The sequence below is a fragment of the Leeuwenhoekiella sp. MAR_2009_132 genome (genome assembly GCF_000687915.1).
Taxonomy (GTDB): Bacteria; Bacteroidota; Bacteroidia; order Flavobacteriales; family Flavobacteriaceae; genus Leeuwenhoekiella.
Window position 1 is genome coordinate 1,505,651 of the sequence record NZ_JHZY01000004.1, and the last position, 22,255, is coordinate 1,527,905.

The 22,255-nt window shown below is 36.8% G+C and carries 18 protein-coding genes and 1 pseudogene; 8 read left to right on the top strand and 11 right to left on the bottom strand.

The annotated features are described in order from the left end of the window. Window positions 1–19: 19 nt before the first annotated feature. The 4 genes from P164_RS14985 to recA form a co-directional block, all read right to left on the bottom strand. Entirely contained in the window at window positions 20–1,519 is a 1,500-nt protein-coding gene (locus P164_RS14985; RefSeq protein WP_028377146.1) for an outer membrane beta-barrel protein, read from the bottom strand. After that, on the bottom strand, window positions 1,516–2,064 hold the full coding sequence (locus tag P164_RS14990) for an RNA polymerase sigma factor (protein WP_028377147.1): 549 nt from the start codon (window positions 2,062–2,064) through the stop codon (window positions 1,516–1,518). Before P164_RS14990 ends, P164_RS14985 begins: the two co-directional genes overlap by 4 nt. Window positions 2,065–2,084: 20 nt before the next feature. Continuing rightward, complete coding sequence (locus tag P164_RS14995; RefSeq protein WP_125411784.1) at window positions 2,085–2,498, bottom strand: hypothetical protein; 414 nt, start codon at window positions 2,496–2,498, stop codon at window positions 2,085–2,087. A gap of 74 nt (window positions 2,499–2,572) precedes the next feature. Beyond that, a complete protein-coding gene (gene recA / locus P164_RS15000) occupies window positions 2,573–3,583 on the bottom strand; it encodes a recombinase RecA (RefSeq protein WP_035900150.1) in 1,011 nt (336 codons plus the stop codon). Window positions 3,584–4,163: 580 nt separating this feature from the next. Between recA and P164_RS15005 the strand changes: the two genes are divergently transcribed. Next, window positions 4,164–5,201, top strand: a complete 1,038-nt coding sequence (locus P164_RS15005; RefSeq protein ID WP_028377150.1) for a rhodanese-related sulfurtransferase — start codon at window positions 4,164–4,166, stop codon at window positions 5,199–5,201. 42 nt (window positions 5,202–5,243) lie between these two features. On the opposite strand, the gene P164_RS15010 is transcribed toward P164_RS15005, so the two are convergent. Continuing rightward, window positions 5,244–6,362, bottom strand: coding sequence for a hypothetical protein (locus P164_RS15010; RefSeq protein ID WP_028377151.1), 1,119 nt, complete (start codon window positions 6,360–6,362; stop codon window positions 5,244–5,246). 310 nt (window positions 6,363–6,672) lie between these two features. Here P164_RS15010 and P164_RS15015 point away from each other — a divergent pair, with 310 nt between their 5' ends. From P164_RS15015 to P164_RS15040, 6 genes are all read left to right on the top strand, one after another. Then, the gene (locus P164_RS15015) at window positions 6,673–7,842 is read left to right on the top strand and encodes a stage 0 sporulation family protein (protein ID WP_028377152.1); all 1,170 of its coding nucleotides are present in this window, start codon (window positions 6,673–6,675) and stop codon (window positions 7,840–7,842) included. After that, window positions 7,835–8,317 carry a gliding motility lipoprotein GldH gene (locus P164_RS15020; RefSeq protein ID WP_035899894.1) on the top strand — a complete coding sequence of 161 codons (483 nt, stop codon included), beginning with the start codon at window positions 7,835–7,837 and terminating at the stop codon, window positions 8,315–8,317. The genes P164_RS15015 and P164_RS15020 overlap by 8 nt, the downstream gene beginning before the upstream one ends. Window positions 8,318–8,320: 3 nt before the next feature. Continuing rightward, window positions 8,321–10,651, top strand: a complete 2,331-nt coding sequence (locus P164_RS15025) for a penicillin-binding protein 1A (protein WP_028377154.1) — start codon at window positions 8,321–8,323, stop codon at window positions 10,649–10,651. 119 nt (window positions 10,652–10,770) lie between these two features. Then, entirely contained in the window at window positions 10,771–11,469 is a 699-nt protein-coding gene (locus P164_RS15030) for a CoA transferase subunit A (RefSeq protein ID WP_028377155.1), read from the top strand. 40 nt (window positions 11,470–11,509) lie between these two features. Next, window positions 11,510–12,148, top strand: a complete 639-nt coding sequence (locus P164_RS15035) for a peroxiredoxin (RefSeq protein ID WP_028377156.1) — start codon at window positions 11,510–11,512, stop codon at window positions 12,146–12,148. After that, entirely contained in the window at window positions 12,148–12,804 is a 657-nt protein-coding gene (locus tag P164_RS15040; RefSeq protein WP_028377157.1) for a 3-oxoacid CoA-transferase subunit B, read from the top strand. Before P164_RS15035 ends, P164_RS15040 begins: the two co-directional genes overlap by 1 nt. Window positions 12,805–13,314: 510 nt before the next feature. Here P164_RS15040 and P164_RS15045 read toward each other — a convergent pair. From P164_RS15045 to hemB, 5 genes are all read right to left on the bottom strand, one after another. After that, window positions 13,315–15,006, bottom strand: coding sequence for an ABC transporter ATP-binding protein (locus P164_RS15045; protein ID WP_028377158.1), 1,692 nt, complete (start codon window positions 15,004–15,006; stop codon window positions 13,315–13,317). 28 nt (window positions 15,007–15,034) lie between these two features. Further along, window positions 15,035–15,748, bottom strand: coding sequence for a 3'-5' exonuclease (locus tag P164_RS15050; protein WP_028377159.1), 714 nt, complete (start codon window positions 15,746–15,748; stop codon window positions 15,035–15,037). Window positions 15,749–15,875: 127 nt separating this feature from the next. Further along, entirely contained in the window at window positions 15,876–16,349 is a 474-nt protein-coding gene (locus P164_RS15055; RefSeq protein WP_028377160.1) for a methylated-DNA--[protein]-cysteine S-methyltransferase, read from the bottom strand. After that, window positions 16,346–17,515: a CNNM domain-containing protein gene (locus P164_RS15060; RefSeq protein WP_028377161.1), complete on the bottom strand. Its 1,170-nt coding sequence runs from the start codon at window positions 17,513–17,515 to the stop codon at window positions 16,346–16,348. The genes P164_RS15055 and P164_RS15060 overlap by 4 nt, the downstream gene beginning before the upstream one ends. Before the next feature lie 144 nt (window positions 17,516–17,659). Further along, entirely contained in the window at window positions 17,660–18,649 is a 990-nt protein-coding gene (gene hemB / locus P164_RS15065) for a porphobilinogen synthase (protein WP_028377162.1), read from the bottom strand. Window positions 18,650–18,687: 38 nt separating this feature from the next. Here hemB and P164_RS15070 point away from each other — a divergent pair, with 38 nt between their 5' ends. Further along, on the top strand, window positions 18,688–21,336 hold the full coding sequence (locus P164_RS15070) for a DEAD/DEAH box helicase family protein (protein ID WP_051621371.1): 2,649 nt from the start codon (window positions 18,688–18,690) through the stop codon (window positions 21,334–21,336). A gap of 11 nt (window positions 21,337–21,347) precedes the next feature. Here the strand turns inward: P164_RS15070 and hemF are convergent. After that, window positions 21,348–22,249 (bottom strand): annotated as a pseudogene (gene hemF, locus P164_RS15075) (oxygen-dependent coproporphyrinogen oxidase). Between the last annotated feature and the right edge of the window lie 6 nt (window positions 22,250–22,255).

A 22,255-nucleotide genomic window follows, 5' to 3' on the forward strand; every position in this document is an offset into this window, starting at 1 on the left:
ACCTTCCCTCTTTAATATTTTAAAACTTAAAGCTCAAACCGGTGTATAGACCTAGATAATAAGGTTTGAAATCACTTACGCTTTTTGTATATGCGTTAAGTTGATATTTAAACATAGGCTCTAATTTAAATTGAATTCGTTCAGTGAATTTATAATCAATACCAAGTCCTATGTTAGTACTAAAACTGGTATTATTAAGACTGTTTGATTTACCCAGTTCAGATACTAAATTGCCTTCTTCCTCAAGTGAAATAGAGTTTGTATTTAGAAACATTGAACTTAATCCACCTATCACCTGTAAACCAATTTTACTATCTAGCAGAGTATATTCTGCCTCAACAGGAATCTCTATGTATCCCAATTCCTGTCGTAAAGATGTATTTTTATTAGCGCTTATACTGGTGGCAAATTCGGTTTGATTACCACTAGGTAAATTGGGTAAACCCGAGTTGTTATTGTTGTCAAGTTGTATGATTTGCGAATTGTCATTAAAGTCTATACTGCTAATCATCGTGTTAGGATTTCTGGCACTAATACTGGGCGTAAATCCTATTTGCTCGGTGCTATAGCCCAGTTCTACTTTGTTAATCCCAGAACGTACCGTAATACGTTTTGAAACTGCATAACTAACCTGCACCCCATAACTGAGATTTACATCGGCACGTTTTGTATTATTAGCAAACTGTTGATCTATACCAGAACCACTAAAACTGTCGTAATAAACAGGCGCAACCATAGGTGTAATCCCCCATCGCATCATTTCTGCTTTATTAGGATCATCTGTTGTAGCAATAGCCTCCTCTTTAGTTTTATTTGCCAGTTTTTCTAAAGTATTGGGGTCAATTTCTGTAGGAGTCTGTTTATCTTGAGTTGTGTTTTCAATATCGTTTTGAACAACTGCTGTTTCAACAACCGGTTTTTTAAGGGGAGACGCAGCTGTATTGTGTAATGGTTCATTCGGTTTTAAATCTTCGTTAAGAATATTTGACGTAACCGTTGCTTTTTCAATAGGTTGTCCTATTCCATTTTTTCCTACGGAAGCATTGTTTAAAGAGTTTTGACCATTAGTTACTACAGCAGATCGATGTTGAGTTGAGGTATTTTTAATTGTTTCTCTAATATTATTTTCAACCGAAATATTTTCAGTGTTTAAAACTTCAGAAGATTTAGTAGTTGTAGAAGTAATCGCCTCTTGATTAGTATTTATAGTTTCTGAAGGGGTAGGGGCATAAATGGTTTTATCTTCCTTTTTAAGAGAATCTGAAGTATTTTCCTGCTCTTGATTTACAAGTTGAGGTGTCTTTAAATCATTTTCCGTATTAAACCAAAATGTACCTGCTAAAAGCAAGAGCACTAGAATTGCTGCAGCTCCACTTAATTGAAACCATAACGGAAGAATGCGTTTTTTCTTTTGATTTTGTCGCGCAGCAATACCTGCCCAGATATGTTCACTAGGTTCTATGGTAAAGTCTTTAAACTTTTCCTGGTATAAGCGATCTATGTTTTTCTTTTCTTTCACCGCGTTGAAGCTTGTATGTGAGCATTAGCTTGAAAGTCTTGAACTTTCTCTTTTAAAATCATTCGGGCACGAGCAAGGTTTGATTTAGATGTGCCTTCTTTAATTTCTAGCATTTTAGAGATTTCTTTATGAGAATAACCGTCTAATGCATATAAATTAAAAACCAACCGATACCGGTCGGGGAGTTCTTGTACAATTTGAAGTAAAAATTGAAGCGAAATTTCATCATCATCAACTTCTACAGCTGCTTCTTCAATATTTTCTTCATTTATTATTTCGAATACTGCTTGTTTTCGGTAACGTTGTAATGCGGTATTGATTACGATACGTTTGAGCCAACCTTCAAAAGACCCTTTACTTTTAAATTGGGTAACTTTTTCAAATATTATAATAAAACTTTCCTGCAAGATATCTTCTGCCTCGCTGTAGTTGCGGGCATATTTTAAAGCAACGGGAAAAAGCGTCGCGGCAAATTGCCTGTACAATGCTTCCTGTGCTTTTGATTTTTGACGTTTGCAGTCAATAATGAGCTGTTCTAAACTCACATTTTTAATTTATTAAATTCTTAGGGTTGTTTTACCGGCACTTCTTCAGTAATATAAGTAGGCTCGTCATTTGCATCAAACCCTTTAAAAAACTTAAATACATAGGTGTAATTGTATAACACCTCAAAGTTAAGTGTAGCTTCTAACGTGTCTGTTGTAGTTGTGCAATTTTCATTTTCAAAAACCTGATTTACAACAAATACAAAACGCGTACTGTCTCTACGGTCGTACTCAAAACCATAAAAAGCATTACAATCTGTAGGAGAAACATACCTAATGGGGAATTGATATTTCTGACCTAATACTAAAGAATCGGGCAACTCGTAATCTGTAATAGGCACAAACTCATAGCTAACGTTTCTTCCATCATCATCTAATGAACAGCTAACAACCAGGGTTAGTAAAGCGAGTAATAAAAAAACCTTTCTCATCATTATAAATATCTTCTTTTTAAAGTAGATACCTAATGATGAAAAAGGTTGCGTGACGTTTAATAAAAAAGATCTTACTACGCTGAGGTAGCTACTTTTATAGCGTCTTTAATTTTAATTTCTAGTTCTTCTAAAAGATCTGGGTTGTCTTTAAGTATTGCTTTTACAGCATCACGTCCCTGACCTAATTTAGTATCCTGATAGCTAAACCAAGAACCACTTTTATTGATGATCTCATACTCAACACCTATGTCAAGAATCTCTCCTACTTTAGAAATACCTTCACCGTACATTATATCAAATTCTGCCTGACGGAAAGGTGGTGCAACTTTATTCTTAACCACCTTTACACGGGTTTTATTACCCTGTACTTCACCGTTAGCATCTTTAATCTGTGTAGAACGGCGTATATCTAAACGTACCGAAGCGTAAAACTTTAGTGCGTTACCCCCGGTTGTAGTTTCCGGGTTGCCAAACATTACACCTATTTTCTCTCTTAACTGGTTAATAAAGATAACTGTACAATTAGTCTTACTAATCGAGCCGGTAAGTTTTCTTAATGCCTGAGACATTAAACGTGCATGTAAGCCCATTTTAGAATCTCCCATTTCTCCTTCAATCTCACTCTTAGGAGTTAAGGCGGCAACAGAGTCAATTACAATAATATCAATTGCTCCCGAGCGAATAAGATTATCTGCAATTTCTAATGCCTGCTCTCCGTTGTCTGGTTGTGAGATGATAAGATTCTCTATATCAACGCCTAACTTTTCTGCATAGAACCGGTCAAAAGCGTGTTCTGCATCAATAAATGCTGCGATACCTCCTTTTTTTTGTGATTCTGCAATTGCATGTAAGGTAAGTGTCGTTTTACCAGAAGATTCTGGGCCATAAATTTCAATTACACGACCTTTAGGTAAACCTCCTACGCCTAATGCAATATCAAGACCTAAAGAACCTGTAGAAATAGCTTCAACCTCTACAATAGCATTATCACCCATTTTCATAACTGTTCCCTTCCCGTAGGTTTTATCCATTTTGTCAAGGGTGAGTTTCAGAGCTTTAAGTTTTGCTTCTTGCTCTTTACCCATTGCAACTTCTTCTTTTTTTGCCATTATGATGCTTTTATAATCTTTATAAGTTATTTGATTGGTGTAAAAATCAAATACTTAGTATTCTACATTTTAATTTTTTTATGGATGCTAAAGTACCATTTCTTTTTGATGGACACAATGAAATGAGAAGTTAATAATGGAAAAATTCCATTAAATAATAGGTTTAGCGTGTATTTAATCTTTTAAATAGGAAAATATCCTAGTTTGGGTATTAAATTTTAACAAACGCGTGCGCAACCATTTAAGGATTGTTGCAACTATATTATAAATCTCTACTTATGAAATATAATATTAATCTTTTATACTGCGACTATATGGGGTCTTTGTTGGGTTGCCTGCATTGCAGTATTAGGCTGGACGGCGGTTAGCTAAGTTCTTTGATTGATTTCAAATAATTTACTAATGAATTAGCCGTTCAGAAAAATGCCTTCAATACGATTGAAGGCATTTTTTATGTTCTAAACTTTTCACCTGCAAAATTCTAATACAGGATAGAGTTGCTATCTCTTTTAAAACCTTATTTTTGCGCATTCTTTAACCTTAAAATTAGTATAGCATGCAACTGTACAATAAATTAAGTGCGAAAGAACGAGCTGCACTTATTGATGAAGCCGGCGAAGACCGTCTTACTCTTTCGTTCTACCAATATGCCAAAATAGGCAATCCACACCTTTTTAGAAATCACCTTTTTATTGCCTGGGACGATATGGAGGTATTAGGGCGCATTTATGTAGCTCACGAAGGAATAAACGCCCAACTTTCAGTCCCTGCAAAACACTTTGAAGCCTTTAAATCATTTTTAGATAATATTAATTTTCTCAAAGATGTTCGGTTAAATATCGCTATAGAACAGGATGCAAAATCCTTTTTAAAGCTTAAAGTAAAAGTGCGTGATAAGATTGTAGCAGATGGTCTTAATGATGACACATTTGATGTAACTAATAAAGGGATACACGTAGACGCACAGACGTTTAACGAACTTATAGAAAGTGACGATGTGGTGCTTGTAGATATGCGTAACCATTACGAGAGCGAGATAGGACATTTTAAAAATGCTATTACTCCAGATGTAGATACTTTTCGTGATAGTTTAGACCTTATAGAAGAAGATTTAAAAGATCACAAAGAAGATAAAAAGCTGGTAATGTATTGTACCGGTGGTATACGCTGTGAGAAGGCGAGTGCCTATTATAAGCATAAAGGTTTTAAACAGGTATATCAATTAGAAGGAGGGATTATTGAATATGCGCGGCAGGTAGAGCAGTTAAAACTGGAAAACAAGTTTAAAGGAAAAAACTTTGTTTTTGATCACCGTCGTGGCGAGCGTATTTCTGATGATGTGATTTCTAATTGTCACCAGTGCGGTAAACCTTGTGACACACATGTAAATTGCGCTAATGAAGCGTGTCACTTGTTATTTATACAATGTGAAGAATGCTCAGACGCGATGAGTCTAACGTGTTCTGATGAGTGTAAAGAGATTATTGCGCTGCCTTATGAAGAACAAAAAGAACTGCGAAAGGGAATCCCTAACAGTAATAAAATCTTTAAAAAAGGAAGATCAGAGAAGTTGAAATTTCAACGGAAAGCATAAAAAAAGCCGGCTAATGCCGGCTTTTTTTATTAATCTATAGAACTATCTTCTTACTTGTGAGTTATTAGCAGGTGGGTTGATAGGAGCAGTTAAAATAGTAGTATTTAAATACTGAAGAAAACTCTGGTGCACTTCATCTGCAGAAAGTAATTTTCCGTTTTTCTGAAGGCTTTGTGCAAAATCATAACCAGCCTCTGCAGCACGCATACGCTGTGCAGGAGTTCCGTGGTGACCAGGACTCGTAAACTGGCAATCTCCAATGTTGAAGAACAGTTTATTAAATTCTTCAACACGTTTCCAGTTAAAAGTCGCTCCTCTTTTATGAGTCATATAAAATGCAGCAAAAAAGTCTGCTTCAAGTTCTGTAAATCGTGTCGCTTCTGGAGCATTGTCAGCAGCCCCATTAGGATACCATACCGCTGTATTATCAAACTGAATTTGATGTGCCCATTCGTGAGCTAAAATACCAGACCATACAATCTTGTCTTCAACACCTGCTTCAGAAGCAAGTTGAACAAGACCATCACCTATAACAATAAGATCTGCAGAAGATGCAAAACCGTCAAAAGACAATAAAGGGCTTTCATTTAAGAATGTGCTAGCCTCATTTACTGCAAGAAAAAAATCTGCATTACCATAAGCCTGAGCTTCTGTTAATGTAGAAAAATTAAGATATACACTTGCAATTTTATCGCGATCATTTAAGGTCGCGTTATGTTGACCTCTTACTGTAATTAAATTAGACATGTCCCAAAATTTTTCAAGACTACGGGTTCTATTATTTACATAGTTTGTGTATTCCCCATCTGCCCCAAAATATTGAGAATCTGTGTCAATAAAAGTATATAGTTGAGCTATCTGTGTATAAATATCGTAATACTGAGCGCCTAAAGCATCAATATTACTACTTACTGAAGCGTTAATTACATCATTAAATGGTGTTGTTGCACAACTGGTAGGTTCTACGAGACTCGAAATCTTAAATTTAAAATCGTTGTGTGTGAAAAAAGCAGGAGTTTCTAAAACATCTAAATTGGTACTTTCTGTATTAGCGGTAGCTGTTAAATTCATTTCCACCGAAGTTTCTAAAGTTTCATCTTGACTACAAGAAGTTAATACGAGACTTCCAATGGCTAACATTTTTAAATAATTCTTAATCATATTCGTGCTGTTTTTTAAATATTATTTCAGACAATTTAAAGATTAGGTAGATAACCACCAACATTTAAAAAATTTTAACACAAAACCCTTTTGTACTCGTGTTTTAAGGGAAGCTTAATTAGGTTTTTTGAATTTGTCATATATCAATGTATTTGAGATAACATTTTCTGACAATAAGAATTACTATATTTTTGCCTGTCTAAAATGTTATCTTTAGCATAAATTAAAACGAAAAAATTTCGTTTTAAAGAATACAAATCAAAAAATCCTAATTTACTTTAAATTAGAGATTTACTAAATATAGGATCTCATGGCGTGTGGAAGTTGTGGTACGACCGTTAACGGTCAGCCACGTGGTTGTCAAAATAATGGTACCTGTGGTACAGATGGTTGCAATAAATTAACGGTTTTTGACTGGTTAGCAAATATGAGCTTACCAGATGGGCAAGAACCTTTTGATTTTGTAGAAGTTCGTTTTAAAAACGGGCGTAAAGAGTTTTTTAAGAACGTAGATAATCTTCAGATTAATATAGGTGAGGTGTTAGCCGTACAGGCTGCTTCTGGTCATGATATAGGTATTGTTTCGCTTACTGGTGAGCTAGTACGTATTCAAATGAAAAAGAAAAAGGTGCCTTATGACACCGAAGAATTTTTAAAAATATATAGGAAGGCAAATCAGAAAGATGTAGAAATCTGGCAAGGTGTAAAAGATCGCGAAGAAGCAATGAAAGTGCGTTCTAGACAAATAGCCATTCGTCTTAACCTACATATGAAAATCTCTGATATTGAGTTTCAGGGCGATGGTTCTAAAGCTACCTTTTATTATACTGCAGAAGAGCGCGTAGATTTTAGACAGCTTATTAAAGAGTTTGCACAAGAATTTAGAACGCGCATAGAAATGCGTCAAATAGGTTTTAGACAGGAAGCAGCTCGCCTGGGCGGTATAGGCTCTTGTGGTCGAGAGTTGTGTTGTTCTACGTGGTTAACAGATTTTAGATCGGTGACTACGAGCGCAGCTCGCTATCAGCAGTTGTCGTTAAATCCTCAAAAACTTGCGGGACAGTGCGGTAAGCTTAAATGTTGTTTAAATTATGAGCTTGATGCGTATTTAGATGCATTAAAAGACTTTCCGAAGACGGAACAAAAATTAAAGACCGAAAAAGGAACTGCTGTTTGCCAAAAAATAGACATTTTTCAGGGACACCTGTGGTATGCATACGAAGGTGAGTGGATGAACTGGCACAAACTTACCACCACACAGGCAAATGAGATTTTAGAGTCTAATAAAAAGAATGAGCCGGTTGCAAGTCTTGAAGAATATGCAGCAGAACTAATTTCAGATACTAAAGTTGATTTTGGTAACGTTGTTGGGCAAGACAGTTTAACACGTTTTGACAAGCCTAAAGTAGCTCGTAAAAAGTCTAAAGGCAGAAGAAAGAAATCAAATTATCGTAAAAAAGGCCCAAGTAATAATGCATAAATTTTGCTATGCACTTTTAATTTTAATCTGTTTTTCAGCTTGTGATGAGAAAGCTGTTTTTCACGAGTATAAAAGTCTTCCAGATTACTGGGAAAGCGACGCTGCAGTGGTTTTTAAAGTGAATAAACTTGATAGTTTAATTAACTATAATCTTTTTATCACTTTGAGAAACACAAATGAATACGCATTTAGCAATTTATTTTTAATCTCAGAATTGCAATTTCCTAATGGAAAAACCATTACAGATACTTTAGAATATAAAATGGCACGACCTGATGGATCCTGGCTGGGAGAGGGTTTTGGAGATTTAAAAGAAAATAAACTTTGGTATAAAGAGAATTTCAGGTTTACTGAAGCAGGAGAATACCAGTTTAGACTCAAACAGGCAATGCGACGCAATGGTAGCGTAAACCCTGTACAAGAATTAGGTGGTATTGTAGATGTGGGCTTACGCATCGAAAAAATTAAAGAATAAAAAATGGCTCAGAAAACAAAAAAAACAGCTAAGAATACACCCAGTAACGCACCGTATATAAAAGGATTTTGGATTTTATTTTTTGGATCTATAGGAGCGCTTGTTCTTGTTTTTCTTTTAGCTTCCTGGGGTGTTTTTGGAAGTTTACCCACGTTTGACGAATTAGAAAACCCTGAAAGTAATCTGGCTACAGAAATCCTTTCTTCAGATGGAAAAACATTAGGGAAATTTTATAATGAAAACAGAACTCCTGTAAAATATAGCGACTTACCTCAAAATTTAATTGATGCAGTTGTGGCTACTGAAGATAGACGATTTTATGATCACTCTGGTATAGATGTACGAGGTACCACTCGTGCCGTTGCCTATTTAGGTTCAAAAGGTGGTGCAAGTACCATCACACAGCAGCTCGCAAAATTGCTCTTTTCTGATACACCCGGCAGTACGCTAGAACGCCTGGTGCAGAAAGTAAAAGAATGGATTATTGCTGCGCGACTTGAGCGACAATACACAAAAGAAGAGATAATTACCATGTATTTGAACAAGCAGGATTTCTTGTTTCAGGCGGTGGGAATACGTTCTGCTTCAAAAATTTACTTTGACAAAGAACCCATAGAGTTACGTCCTGAAGAATCTGCAGTAATTGCAGCAATGCTTAAAAATCCGCGACAGTTTAATCCACATCGTGAGATTTCTAAAGACAATGCTTTAGAACGTCGTAACACAGTTTTAGCCCTTATGGCTCAAACCGGTAAGCTTACAGTACAGGAGCGCGATAGCCTTATGGCGATGCCCATGAAAATTAACTTTTCACCAGAAGGCCATGCAGATGGTATTGCAACTTATTTTAGAGAATATTTACGCGCATTCATGGCAGACTGGATTAAAAATAATCCTAAAGGTAAAGATGCAGATGGTAATGAAGAGTTCTATAATATTTATCGCGACGGGCTAGTTATAACCACTACGATAGATTCGCGTATGCAGCGTTATGCAGAGCAGTCTGTTACTGCGCACATGGAGAATTTACAGCGTGAGTTTGATAAACAAAATGAAAGAAACAAAACAGCTCCCTTTAGAGATATAACAGAAGACGAAGAGCAGAAAATCTTATATCGTGCAATGCGCACTTCAGATCGCTGGAGAAAAATGGCCGCTAATGGCATTTCAGAAGACAAAATTAGAGCATCGTTTGATATTAAAACAGATATGCGTGTTTTTGCGTGGAAGAATGGAGCTTCAGAAATAGATACTATTTTAACACCTAAAGATAGCATACGATATTATAAGCGCTTTTTTAGAGCAGGTTTAATGAGTCTTACACCGCAGACCGGCGAGGTAAAAGCATGGGTAGGTGGTATAGATTATAAGCATTTTCAATACGATCACGTAAAAACCGGAAAGCGCCAGGTGGGTTCTACATTTAAACCTTTTCTATATGCTACAGCCATAGATCAATTACACCTATCTCCTTGCGATACAATCCCTAATATTCCTTACTGTATTCCTGCGGGAGAAATGGGAGCTCAGCGTGACTGGTGCCCTGAAAATTCTGGAGGGCAATATGGTGGTATGGTGACTTTAAAAAGTGCATTGGCACAATCAATTAATACCGTTTCTGCCCGTTTAATGCATCGTGTGGGGCCACAAACGGTAATTGATTTAATAGCAAAATTAGGTATAGATACTAAAGATATACCGGTAGTGCCGTCTATTGCTTTAGGTACTCCAGATATTAGTTTATTTGAGATGGTTTCGGCTTATTCTGCTTTTGCAAACAAAGGGGTTCACGTTGAGCCGCAAATAGTTTCTACAATTGTTGACAAAAACGGGACGGTTTTGTACCAAAGCATTCCGGAGGCTAAAGACGTCTTAAGTAAAGAATCTGCATATGTAACGGTTAACCTTATGGAAGGAGTAACTCAATACGGTTCTGGGGCCAGACTACGCTCGGGAGCAATAAATAGTGATGTTTATAAAAAAGTAATTACGGGACATCCGTATGCTTTTAAAAATCCTATCGCGGGTAAAACGGGTACTACACAAAATCAAAGTGATGGTTGGTTTATGGGTATGGTGCCTAACCTGGTTACCGGTGTTTGGGTAGGAGGAGATGATAGATCGGTTCACTTTTCTTCTATAACCTATGGTCAGGGGGCAACAATGGCGTTACCTATCTGGGGGAGTTTTATGAAAAAATGTTACGCAGATGAGGCACTAAAAATTTCACAGGGCGCATTTGAGAAACCAGAAAATCTTTCTATACGCATAGATTGTTCTCAATCTGAAGCCAGTTCGCATCAATCTGATATTATTGACGAACTTGACTTTTAGTTTAACTACAGTTGTAAGTTTTCATTAGAATTACGGCATAAAATGAATTGCATAAATTCTTGCAAAAAAATTGCCGTTGGCTGCGTTGTTTCGTAATTTTCTGTATCTAAAATCAGAAAATGATAATAAAAACAGTGCATTCAGTTTCAGAAGCTCTTGAAGGTGTTACTGATTCAATGACAATGATGTTTGGAGGCTTTGGCCTCAGCGGAATTCCTGAGAATGCTATTTCAGAATTAGTTAAACTGGGTGTAAAAGAGTTAACATGCATTTCTAATAATGCAGGAGTTGATGATTTTGGACTGGGCTTACTACTTCAGAAAAAGCAAATCAAAAAAATGATTTCTTCCTATGTAGGCGAAAATGCAGAATTTGAACGCCAAATGTTGAGTAACGAGCTTGATGTTGAGCTTATTCCGCAAGGAACTTTGGCCGAACGTTGCCGTGCCGCTCAGGCAGGATTTCCGGCATTTTATACTCCGGCAGGGTATGGTACAGAAGTAGCTGAAGGTAAAGAAACCCGAGAGTTTAACGGTAAAATGTATGTGCTTGAAGAAGCATTTAAAGCCGATTTTGCGTTCGTCAAAGCCTGGAAAGGTGATACTGCAGGTAATCTTATTTTTAAGGGAACAGCTCGCAATTTTAACCCGAATATGTGTGGCGCAGCAAGAATTACAGTTGCCGAAGTAGAAGAACTCGTACCTGCAGGAGAACTTGACCCAAATCAAATACACATTCCAGGTATTTTTGTTCAACGTATTTTTAAAGGATCTGCCTATGAGAAGCGTATCGAACAACTTACTGTTAGAAAACGATAAACCAATAAATTAATCACGATTAATAATAAAAATAAATAAAATGGCACATTTAAGATTAGGAGATATAGCACCAGATTTTACAGCAAATACTACCGAAGGTGAAATCAATTTTCACGAATGGCTAGGAGACAGCTGGGGAATTTTGTTTTCGCATCCGGGAGATTATACGCCGGTGTGTACAACAGAATTGGGTACTGTGGCAAATTATTACCCAGAGTTTAAAAAACGTAATGTAAAGCCTATTGCAATTAGCGTAGACAGCGTTGAAGAACATATGGGATGGATTAAAGACATCAACGAAACTCAAAATACAACGATGAACTATCCTATCATAGGTGATGAGAGCCGCAAGGTTTCTGAATTATATGATATGATACATCCAAATGCTAGTGAGAAAGCTACGGTACGTTCGGTATTTATCATTGGACCAGATAAGAAAATAAAATTAACACTTACCTATCCACCTTCTACCGGTCGTAATTTTGACGAGATTATACGGGTAATAGACTCTCTTCAACTTACAGCATATCATAAAGTGGCTACACCGGCAAATTGGAATGATGGCGAAGATTGCGTAATCTCACCAAGCGTAAGTAATGAGCAAATACCAGAATTTTTTCCGAAGGGACACACAGAGATTAAGCCGTATTTAAGAATGACACCACAACCCAATAAATAATGCTAGATAAAAACGGAATCGCTAAGCGCATAGCTCGTGAAGTTAAGGATGGCTTCTATGTCAATCTGGGTATAGGTATTCCTACGCTGGTTGCTAATTATGTTAGAGATGATATAGAAGTTGAGTTTCAGAGTGAAAACGGAATATTAGGAATGGGTCCTTTCCCTTTTGAAGGTGAAGAGGATGCAGATCTGATTAATGCAGGTAAACAAACCATTACAGCACTTAAAGGAGCCTCTTTTTTTGACTCTGCAACAAGTTTTTCAATGATACGTGGTCAACACGTACATCTTACCATTTTAGGTGCTATGGAGGTAGCTGAAAATGGTGATATCGCAAATTGGAAAATTCCCGGAAAAATGGTTAAAGGTATGGGAGGTGCAATGGATCTTGTTGCCAGTGCCGAAAATATTATTGTAGCCATGATGCATACTAACAGAGAAGGAGAATCTAAACTTCTTAAACGCTGTTCTTTACCGCTTACGGGTGTAGGTTGTGTGACTAAAATCGTTACTAATCTTGCTGTGATCGAGGTAACGCCTAAAGGCTTTAGGCTGTTAGAACGTGCTCCAGGGGTATCTGTTGATGAAATTATTAAAGCAACAGAAGGTTATTTAGAAATCCCTGCAGAAGTCCCGGAAATGATACTCGCTTAAAGATTTTGTATATCAATTTATAAGGAGCCTTAGGGCTCCTTTTTTTATCTTTCTAGTGTCAAAAATAATCGTTGAATGAATTTAGTCACTAAAAACAACGCTAAAAAGCAAGTTAAAACAGGTGAAAAACACTTTTTTTTAACGTTTTTTAAAATTAGTTACTCAAATTCTTGCGCGAACTGAAAATTACAATTACTTTAGTCACTCCCAAATCAGGATTTTTTAGATATAAAGTTTAGGAGGAGTCCTTTCAATTATTACTTAATTTCAAAGCAGGAGTGTTTTGATGTTATGATTTGTTAATAAACCGCAGGGGGAGCCCGGCGGTTTTTTTATATCTAAATAAAAAAAGTTAAATTCACGTTAACGAAAAATAAGAAATAAGAACATGCCAACACTTTCTCCCGTTAAGAATCATAAGTCTAAAGGCTTAAATGCAGTTTTACAAGATACCTATCAAACTACACGAAGTATTCTTTACCTCTTTAAAAAAGTTTTTCTTTTTATGTTTTAAATTCCTTTAGGAATTGCCTCGATTAACGCTTTAGTATAATCGCTTTGAGGGTTCTCGTATACAGTATCTGCTTCTCCAGTTTCCTCAAATCTACCGTTTCGCATAACCAGCAAACGGTCTGAAATATATTTCACTACGGCCAGATCGTGTGAAATAAATAAATACGTAAAACCGTATGAGGTTTTTAAGGTATTAAGCAGATTAAGTACTTGAGCCTGCACAGAGATGTCCAGTGCAGATACAGACTCATCACAAACTATAAACTTAGGCCTTACTGCAATAGTGCGCGCTATACCTATACGTTGTCGTTGACCACCACTAAATTCTTGAGGATACCGGTCATAATGCTCAGGCAATAAACCTACTTCTTGAAGTAACTTTAAGGCTTCTGCTTTACGCTCTTCTGAAGATTTATACAGTTTATGTACCTGCATAGCTTCGGTAATAGAACGACCTACAGTAAGCCTTGGATTTAAAGAAGAATAGGGGTCCTGAAATATGATCTGAATATCTTTACGAAGGGTTCTTAGTTCTTTTGAAGACAACAGAGTTAAGTCTTTTCCTTTGTAGAAAATAGCTCCGCTGGTAGTTTTGTCTAACTGAAGAATTAAATTTCCTAAAGTTGACTTTCCGCAGCCAGACTCACCAACAAGGCCTAAGGTCTCACCTTCATAAATTTTAAAACTTACTTCATTTACTGCTTTTAGAGTTTCTGTCTTTCCGAAGAATGAAACCTTAGAATAATACTCTTTTGTAGCGTTTTTGATTTCTAATAATGGGGTTTTGCTGTATATCTTCTCGTGTTCAAGTTCCCGTTCTGCCCTACTCACTGGTTTTGCAAGTGCATTTCCCTTTAAAAAATCTGATACAGTAGGTAGTTTTGCAAGCCGTTCACTTGTAGAAGGGCGGGCATAGATTAAAGCTTTTGTGTAGTCTTCTTTAGGGTCGTTAAAGATGGTTTTAGCGCTGCCTTGCTCAATAATTTTACCGCGATACATTACGATAACGCGATCTGCTATCTCACTTACGAGAGAGAGGTCGTGTGAGATAAATAAAATACTCATCTCCGTTTGTTGCTGCAATTCTTTTAAAAGCAAGATAATCTCTTTTTGAACCGTTACATCTAGTGCAGTTGTTGGCTCATCTGCTATTAATAATTTGGGTTTGCAGGCGATTGCCATCGCGATCATAACCCGCTGTTTTTGCCCACCGCTAATCTCATGAGGATAGGCCTTAAATGCTGCTTCGGGTCTAGGTAATTTTACCTGATTAAAAAGTTTTAGAGTTTCTTCTTTTGCGGCTTTCTTAGAGAGATTTGTGTGTCTTAATAAGATCTCGGTAACCTGTTTCCCGCAACGCATAGAAGGGTTTAGGGAACTCATAGGTTCTTGAAAAATCATCGAAATTTTATTACCGCGTATTTTTTGGAGTTCGTTGTCTGCTAGTTGAAGTAAATCACTTCCCTCAAATAAAATATTTCCCGAAGTAATTTCGGTAATGCGCTTAGGAAGCAAACCCAAAACAGCCAAATTTGTAACTGATTTACCTGACCCTGATTCTCCTACTACACCTACAATTTCGTTCTGCATAATATTAAAATCAATACTATGCAAAACCTGATTCGTTTGCTTTCCGGTTTTGAAACCGAGGCTAAGATCTTTTATTGAAAGTAGAGCTGTTGTATTCACAGCCTAAATTTACAATATCCTATAGTATTTAAACTGAAATGATCTCTGTCTCTAGTAATAAAGCTTCATTGCGCAGGCGCAAAACAATTTGTGCAACAGCGACGACATCACGTTCGCAATATTCTACAATACGCGCAATATCATTTTCTAAATAAAATACATCGCGTACCTGGCTACCATCTATATCGGTTTTGGGAGAAGGAATATTTAGGATTTTAGTGAGTAGTTTTAGAGAAGTATAGTGTTTATAATCGCCAAACTTCCACATTTCCAAGGTGTCAAGATGCGGAATTTCCCATGGTTTTTTGCCGAATAAATCTAATTTAAACGGAAGTGCAATCCCATTAATAATCATACGTCTTGCGATAAACGGGAAGTCAAACTCTTTACCATTGTGGGCACACAATAGGTGTTGCGGCTTATTAAAATGTTCAGATAGAAGTTTTTTAAATTCAAGCAGTTGGTTTCGTTCATCTCCATGAAAAGAGGTTGTTCTAAATGTACGCATGGCGTCTTTAACTTTAAAATAACCTACCGAAATACAAACGATTTTACCAAACTCAGCCCAAATACCTGCCCTGTCGTAAAACTCTTCTGCTGTAAAATCATCTTTGCGCTGATACTGAGTTTTATCGGCAAATAATTCCTGCATATCTGTATCTAAATCGCTAAAATTTTCGAGTTGAGGTACGGTTTCTATATCTAGAAATAAAATGTTTTCTAAGTGTATTTTTGATAGCATAATTTAGATTTCTGTTGCAATTTTTGAAAACTGTCAATGATAAAAATTCAATCATCCAAATAGGATAACCTAGTTGTAAACTAAATATAATCAAAAGTTTATGAAAAAAGTAAGGAGCTTAAAAACTCTAAAATAGCGTTTGTTGTGTAACCGGACTTTCGTGCTCAAGAAGCCATTTTTTACGCCAGATGCCACCGGCGTAACCCGTCATAGAATGATCGCTGCCAATCACACGGTGGCATGGTACAATAATAGCGATTGGGTTTTTACCATTTGCAGTAGCTGCTGCGCGTATTACTTTTGGGTCGCCAAGATCTTTGGCCATTTGTAAGTAGGAAGTGGTTTTCCCAAAAGGGATTTTCGCCAGTTGTAACCACACTTTTTTCTGAAAATCGGTGCCTTGTAGATTCAATTTTAGATTAAAATCTTTTAAATCTCCTGTAAAATAGTGTTCTAATTGAGAAACTACATCTTGAAGCTCTTTAGGTATTGCTTCGCTTTGCAAAATTTTTTCATCTAAAAATGTTACAGATACCAGTCCTTCTTGATTTCCTTTAATTAATAGTGTTCCCAAAGGAGAATCTAGATAGGCTTCTTTCATTCTGAAGGTTTATCAACATCTTCGTTTTTTACGTTTACATCGTGCTGAGGAGATAACTCAACTGTTTTAGAGTTCTCTGGAATTTTGTCTAGAACGATTCCCATACGTTTTGCACGGCGCTCCCAGTTTTTACGAGCTTGCACCTGCATATCTTCAATAGTGTCACTCTCGTCCATTATTTCGAGTCCCAGAAGTGTTTCTATAATGTCTTCCATAGTAACAACACCTATGGTGTTTCCAAAATGGTCTGTTACTAATGCAATATGACCACGACTGGTTACAAAAGTGTCAAAAAGTGCAGGTATGGGTTGATCTGCATCTACAATAAGAATATCTCTTTTTATATCTGAAAGCAATTTCTCTCCCTGTTCTTCTACAATTTCCTCGAGAACATCATCTTTTAAAATAAAGCCGGTTATGTTGTGTGATTTTTTACTGAAAACAGGTATTCTCGAAAACTTAAGATGTGGGTGTTCTTTATGAAATTGATTTAAAGTTTTAGTCTCATCTTCGGTCACCACAACTGGAAAAGGCGTCATTACATCTTTTGCCATCACCGATTTAAAAACCAGTAGATTCTTAATTACAGTAGTCTCATTATCTTCAAAAACTCCTTCTTTTTCAGCAGCATCGGTGAGTGCTAAAAATTCTTCACGACTCATTGTACTTACATGAGCAGATTTACCCACAAGTTTAGTTACTTGAGTCAACAACCATAAAATACCGGTATATTTTAGAAATATTAGAATAAGCGTTAAGGTCTTCGCTGTAAAGTTGCCCAGAGATTTCCAGTAAGTAGCACCTATTGTTTTAGGGATAATTTCTGAAAGCACAAGTATTAATAAGGTCATTATTGTAGAGACAATAGCGACAAAATTGAGTCCTAAAACAGAAAAATCCCAACCTGACTCAGCAGCCATTGTACCTGCTTGATCCCCTACTAAAATTGCACCCACAGTATGCGCAATTGTATTTAAAGTTAAAATAGCAATTAGGGGTTTGTCTATGTCTTTTTTAAAGTTAGCCAATGTCTTGGCGTATGCGTGACCTTCCTTAGTTTTAATGCGTATAAAACTAGGAGTAACACTTAATAAAACCGCTTCCAGGATAGAACATAGAAACGAGAAAAATATAGATATAAATGCAAAGGCGATTAGTAGACCCATTGGTTTAGTTTGATTTGAGATAAAGATACCATAATCAAAACACCTTACAAACAGGTTAAGAAAAGCTTAGGTTAAACTCGAAACTATTTGGAAAAAAAAGAGGCTCAACGAGCCTCTTCTAAATTTTCTAATATTAATGATCGGTTATGAAATTAACTTCACTACATCCTTAGCAAAATAACTGGCAATTAGATCTGCACCTGCGCGTTTAATTGCATATGTTTGTTCAAGAACCACAGCGTCGTGATCTAACCAGCCGCGCTCTGATGCCGCTTTTATCATAGCATATTCACCACTTACCTGATATACAGCTACCGGTACATTAACCTCATTTTTAATGTCGCGTACAATATCAAGGTAGCAAAGACCTGGTTTTACCATAACAATATCTGCACCTTCTTCAATATCCATGAGTGTTTCTTTAATGGCCTCATCGCGGTTTGCATAATCCATCTGATAGGTCTTTTTATCTTTTGGAACATCCTTAAGATCAACAGGAGCACTGTCTAGAGCATCCCGAAACGGACCGTAAAAAGCAGAAGCATATTTTGCTGAGTAACTCATAATACCTACGTCGTGGTGCCCTTCATCTTCAAGCAGGGTACGCATTTCAAAAATACGACCGTCCATCATATCACTAGGAGCAACCATGTCTGCACCGGCATTAGCGTGTGAAAGTGCCATCTCAGCTAAAATAGCACTAGAATCATCATTAAGTACTTTACCTCCCGCTACGATACCATCGTGCCCAAAAGACGAGAAAGGATCTAAGGCGACATCGGTCATAACAACCATACCCGGCACTGCATCTTTAACAGCTTTTATAGCTCGTTGCATAAGTCCGTCAGGATTTAGTGCTTCAGTACCTTTATTGTCTTTCAGTTTATCATCTACTTTTACAAAAAGTAACACGCTTTTAATACCCAGCGACCATACTTCTTTAGCTTCTTTTTTAAGATTGTCAAGACTCAGGCGATAATAACCCGGCATTGATGCAATTTCATCTTTAACCCCTTTTCCTTCTACCACAAAAACAGGTAGAATAAAGTCATTAGGCGATATGATAGTTTCACGTACTAAAGCGCGCATAGCTTCTGAAGTACGTAATCTGCGATTTCTTCTTAATGGAAACATATTATTCTGTATTTTACAGGCAAATTTACCATTATATTTTGAGCTTAGCGCCTGATTTTACTCTAACTGAACATCTCAAATTCATATTTCCGTGGAGGTCGTATCAAGATAAATTTCTTAAGGATTTTGATAAGCATATAGAAGACGAGCATTTGCATGTAATTGCGCCGCCAGGATCTGGCAAAACGGTTTTAGGTCTCGAAATGATAAGACGGGTAAATAAAAAAACACTGGTTTTTACACCTACGCTTACCATTAGAAATCAATGGAATGATCGTCTTGGGGATTGTTTTCTAAAAAACAGTAAGGATGTAAATTGTGGTTATAATTTAAAGAAGCCTGCAGATATTACATTTTCTACATATCAATCGCTACATGCTTTTTTTAAGAATGAGATGAATTCTTCTTCAGAAAAATTACTTGATTTTTTTAGAAATGCAGGGATTAAAAATATTGTTTTAGATGAGGCACATCATCTAAAAAATGAGTGGTGGCTGCCGCTTTTTGAACTAAAAAGATTAGAAAACTGTATTTATATCGCCCTTACAGCTACACCGCCTTATGACAGTTCACCCAGAGAATTACGTAATTATTTTGAACTTTGCGGTGCTGTAGATGCAGAAATCACAGTTCCTGAACTAGTAAAAGAACAGAATTTATGTCCTCACCAGGATTATATTCATTTTTCAAAACCCAGTATAGAGCGTATAAATGATATTCTTGATTTTAGAGAACAGATTTACCATTTTGTAACGGCACTTACTGGTAATATTAAATTTATTGAGTTAGTTAAAACCCATCCGTTTTATAAGGAAACAGAAGCTGTGCTGCCGCAGATTTATGAGGCGCCTAAGCTCTATTCAGCACTGCTTATCTTTCTAAATGCTTCTAAAGAATTAATCACCAGAGAAAAACTCGAAATTTTGGGTTTAACCGAAGAGGAACAGAAGCACATCCCAAGCTTTTCTTATGAGTGGGTAGAGGTACTTTTGCAGTATTATCTGGTTGATTTTAAAGATGCGTATGGTGAAGATGCGGCGGTTCTTTATCCCATTGAAAAAGAACTCAGACGTATAGGAGTACTCGATCAAAAGCGTTTAAATCTTATAGGAGATCAGCGATTTTATAAATCTTTATCACAAAGTGTAACAAAACTGAATAGCATTCTTGAGATTACAAATCTGGAGGCTAAGAATATGGGCGACTCGCTACGGCAAGTCATTCTTTCAGATTATATAAGAAAAGAATTTGTTGATATTCGGCAGAATCAATTGCATACTATTAATAAATTAGGTGTAATTCCTATATTTCAGCATTTACGCTTTAATGGAATTAAAGAACAGTATCTGGGAGTACTCACCGGCTCATTAATTATTTTACACAGTAGTACGATTGATGAATTAAGAAAACACCTCCCTGCAGATGCAATTACCTGGGAGCAAATCCCTGCATCATCATTTTTAATTATTAAACCCAATGCAACTTCAAAAACCTTGTTAATAGGGGCGATAACACACTTATTTGAAACTGGTTTTATAAAAATATTAATAGGTACAAAATCGCTATTAGGAGAAGGCTGGGATTGCCCGGCAATAAATACGCTGGTTTTGGCTTCGTTTGTAGGCTCTTTTGTAATGTCTAATCAAATGCGGGGCCGAGCCATACGGGTTTCACCAAATCAACCCGATAAAGTTGCAAACATCTGGCATCTTGCCTGTGTTGATCCAACCGCAGATAGTGGTGGAGCAGATTACAATTTGCTGCAAAGACGTTTTGATGCTTTTTGCGGCGTAAGCTTAACTGGAGTACCGGTTATAGAGAATGGCAGTGATCGCTTAAATATAAAAGTAGGTTCTAATAACAGTGAAGATCTCAATTTGCATTTTAGAAATTTAGCTTCAAATCGCAATCTTGTCAAATCTCGCTGGAGTGAAGCTATTGAAGAAGGAGCTGTTATGGTTAATGAGCTGAAATTAAATTTTGATGATAATCAACCTTTTAAAGTCAAACGGAAAATCGCTTATGATACTACGCTCAAGTATGCTTTGGCAGAAATAGGTCTAATACTTACTGTTGTGTTACCCGAGATTTTTATCAGTTACCTACGCGTTCTCATCTCTAAAGGAATCATTCATTTTATTGTTGTAGTGGCAGCTGCACTTGCGGTTACATTAATGCCGAAATTTTTTAAAGCATCAAAACTTTATTTATATTTTGGAAGAATAGATAAAGATATTGAGGCAATCGCCAAAGTTGTGTTACGTACAATGATTAATCTAAAACATATACATACACCACCTAAAAATATCGTTTTAGAAATTGAGGAGCCTCATGCAGGTGTTATAAATTGCTATTTAAAAGGTGCTACCGCAAAAGAAGAAAAACTGTTTATATCCTATTTGCAGGAAGTGATATTGCCCATAGAAAACCCAAGATATATATTAGCTCAGGCAAACTGGCTACGAGAGCAACTGGGGTTCTCCAGCTATTTTACAGTTCCTGATGTTTTTGCACAGCGCAAGGAAGATGCACTGGTTTTCTATAATTTTTGGACGCAGCATTTAGGAGAATGTTCTTTGTATTTTACCCGAAATTTAAGAGGCAGAAAATTGTTGCTAAAAGCACGCTTTCAAGCCCTTAAAAAAGATACGCATGTAAGTGCAAAACAGGCTACAATCTGGAAATAACGGTATTACAATTACACCCAGTCTTTCGGGTTTTCTAATACATCAACCAGTTTTGCTTCTTCACTACCCGGCTCGGGATGATGGTCGTAGCGCCATTGCACATTAGGAGGAAGGCTCATTAATATACTTTCTATTCTCCCATTTGTTTTAAGACCAAAAAGAGTTCCTTTATCGTGTACGAGGTTAAATTCTACATAGCGACCGCGACGTACTTCTTGCCAGTCTCGCTCTTTTTCGCCGTATGGCAAGGCTTTTCTTTTTCTAAAATAGGAGCGTAAGCATCTAGGAAACTATCACCTACTTCAGTCACAAAATTGTACCAGTCTTGCATGGAGCGTTCAGGAGTAGCTTTTAAATAATCAAAAAATAAACCACCTATACCACGGGCTTCGCCACGATGGCTGTTGTAAAAATACTCATCACAGCGGGCTTTGTAATGACTATAAAAATCTGGATCGTGCGCATCACAGGCTGTTTTACAAGTCTGATGAAAATGAAAAGCATCCTCTTCAAAAAGATAATACGGTGTCAAATCTTGCCCACCACCAAACCACGAGTCAACTAGCGTACCGTCTTTTTCATACATCTCAAAATAACGCCAGTTTGCATGCACGGTAGGTGCATATGGGTTCTTAGGGTGAATAACCAAACTAAGTCCACACGCAAAAAAATCACAATCACCTACATTAAAATACTTCTGCATAGCAGGAGCCAGGGCACCATGTACTTCTGAAATATTGACGCCTCCTTTTTCTATTACAGCGCCATTCTCAAGCACACGCGTACGCCCGCCACCACCTTCTTTGCGAACCCAATTATCTTCTTTAAACCTTGCAGAACCATCTATTGCTTCTAGTTTTGAGGTAATTGTGTCTTGTAAATTCTTTATGTAGTTAACAAACTGTTCTCTCATTGGGTA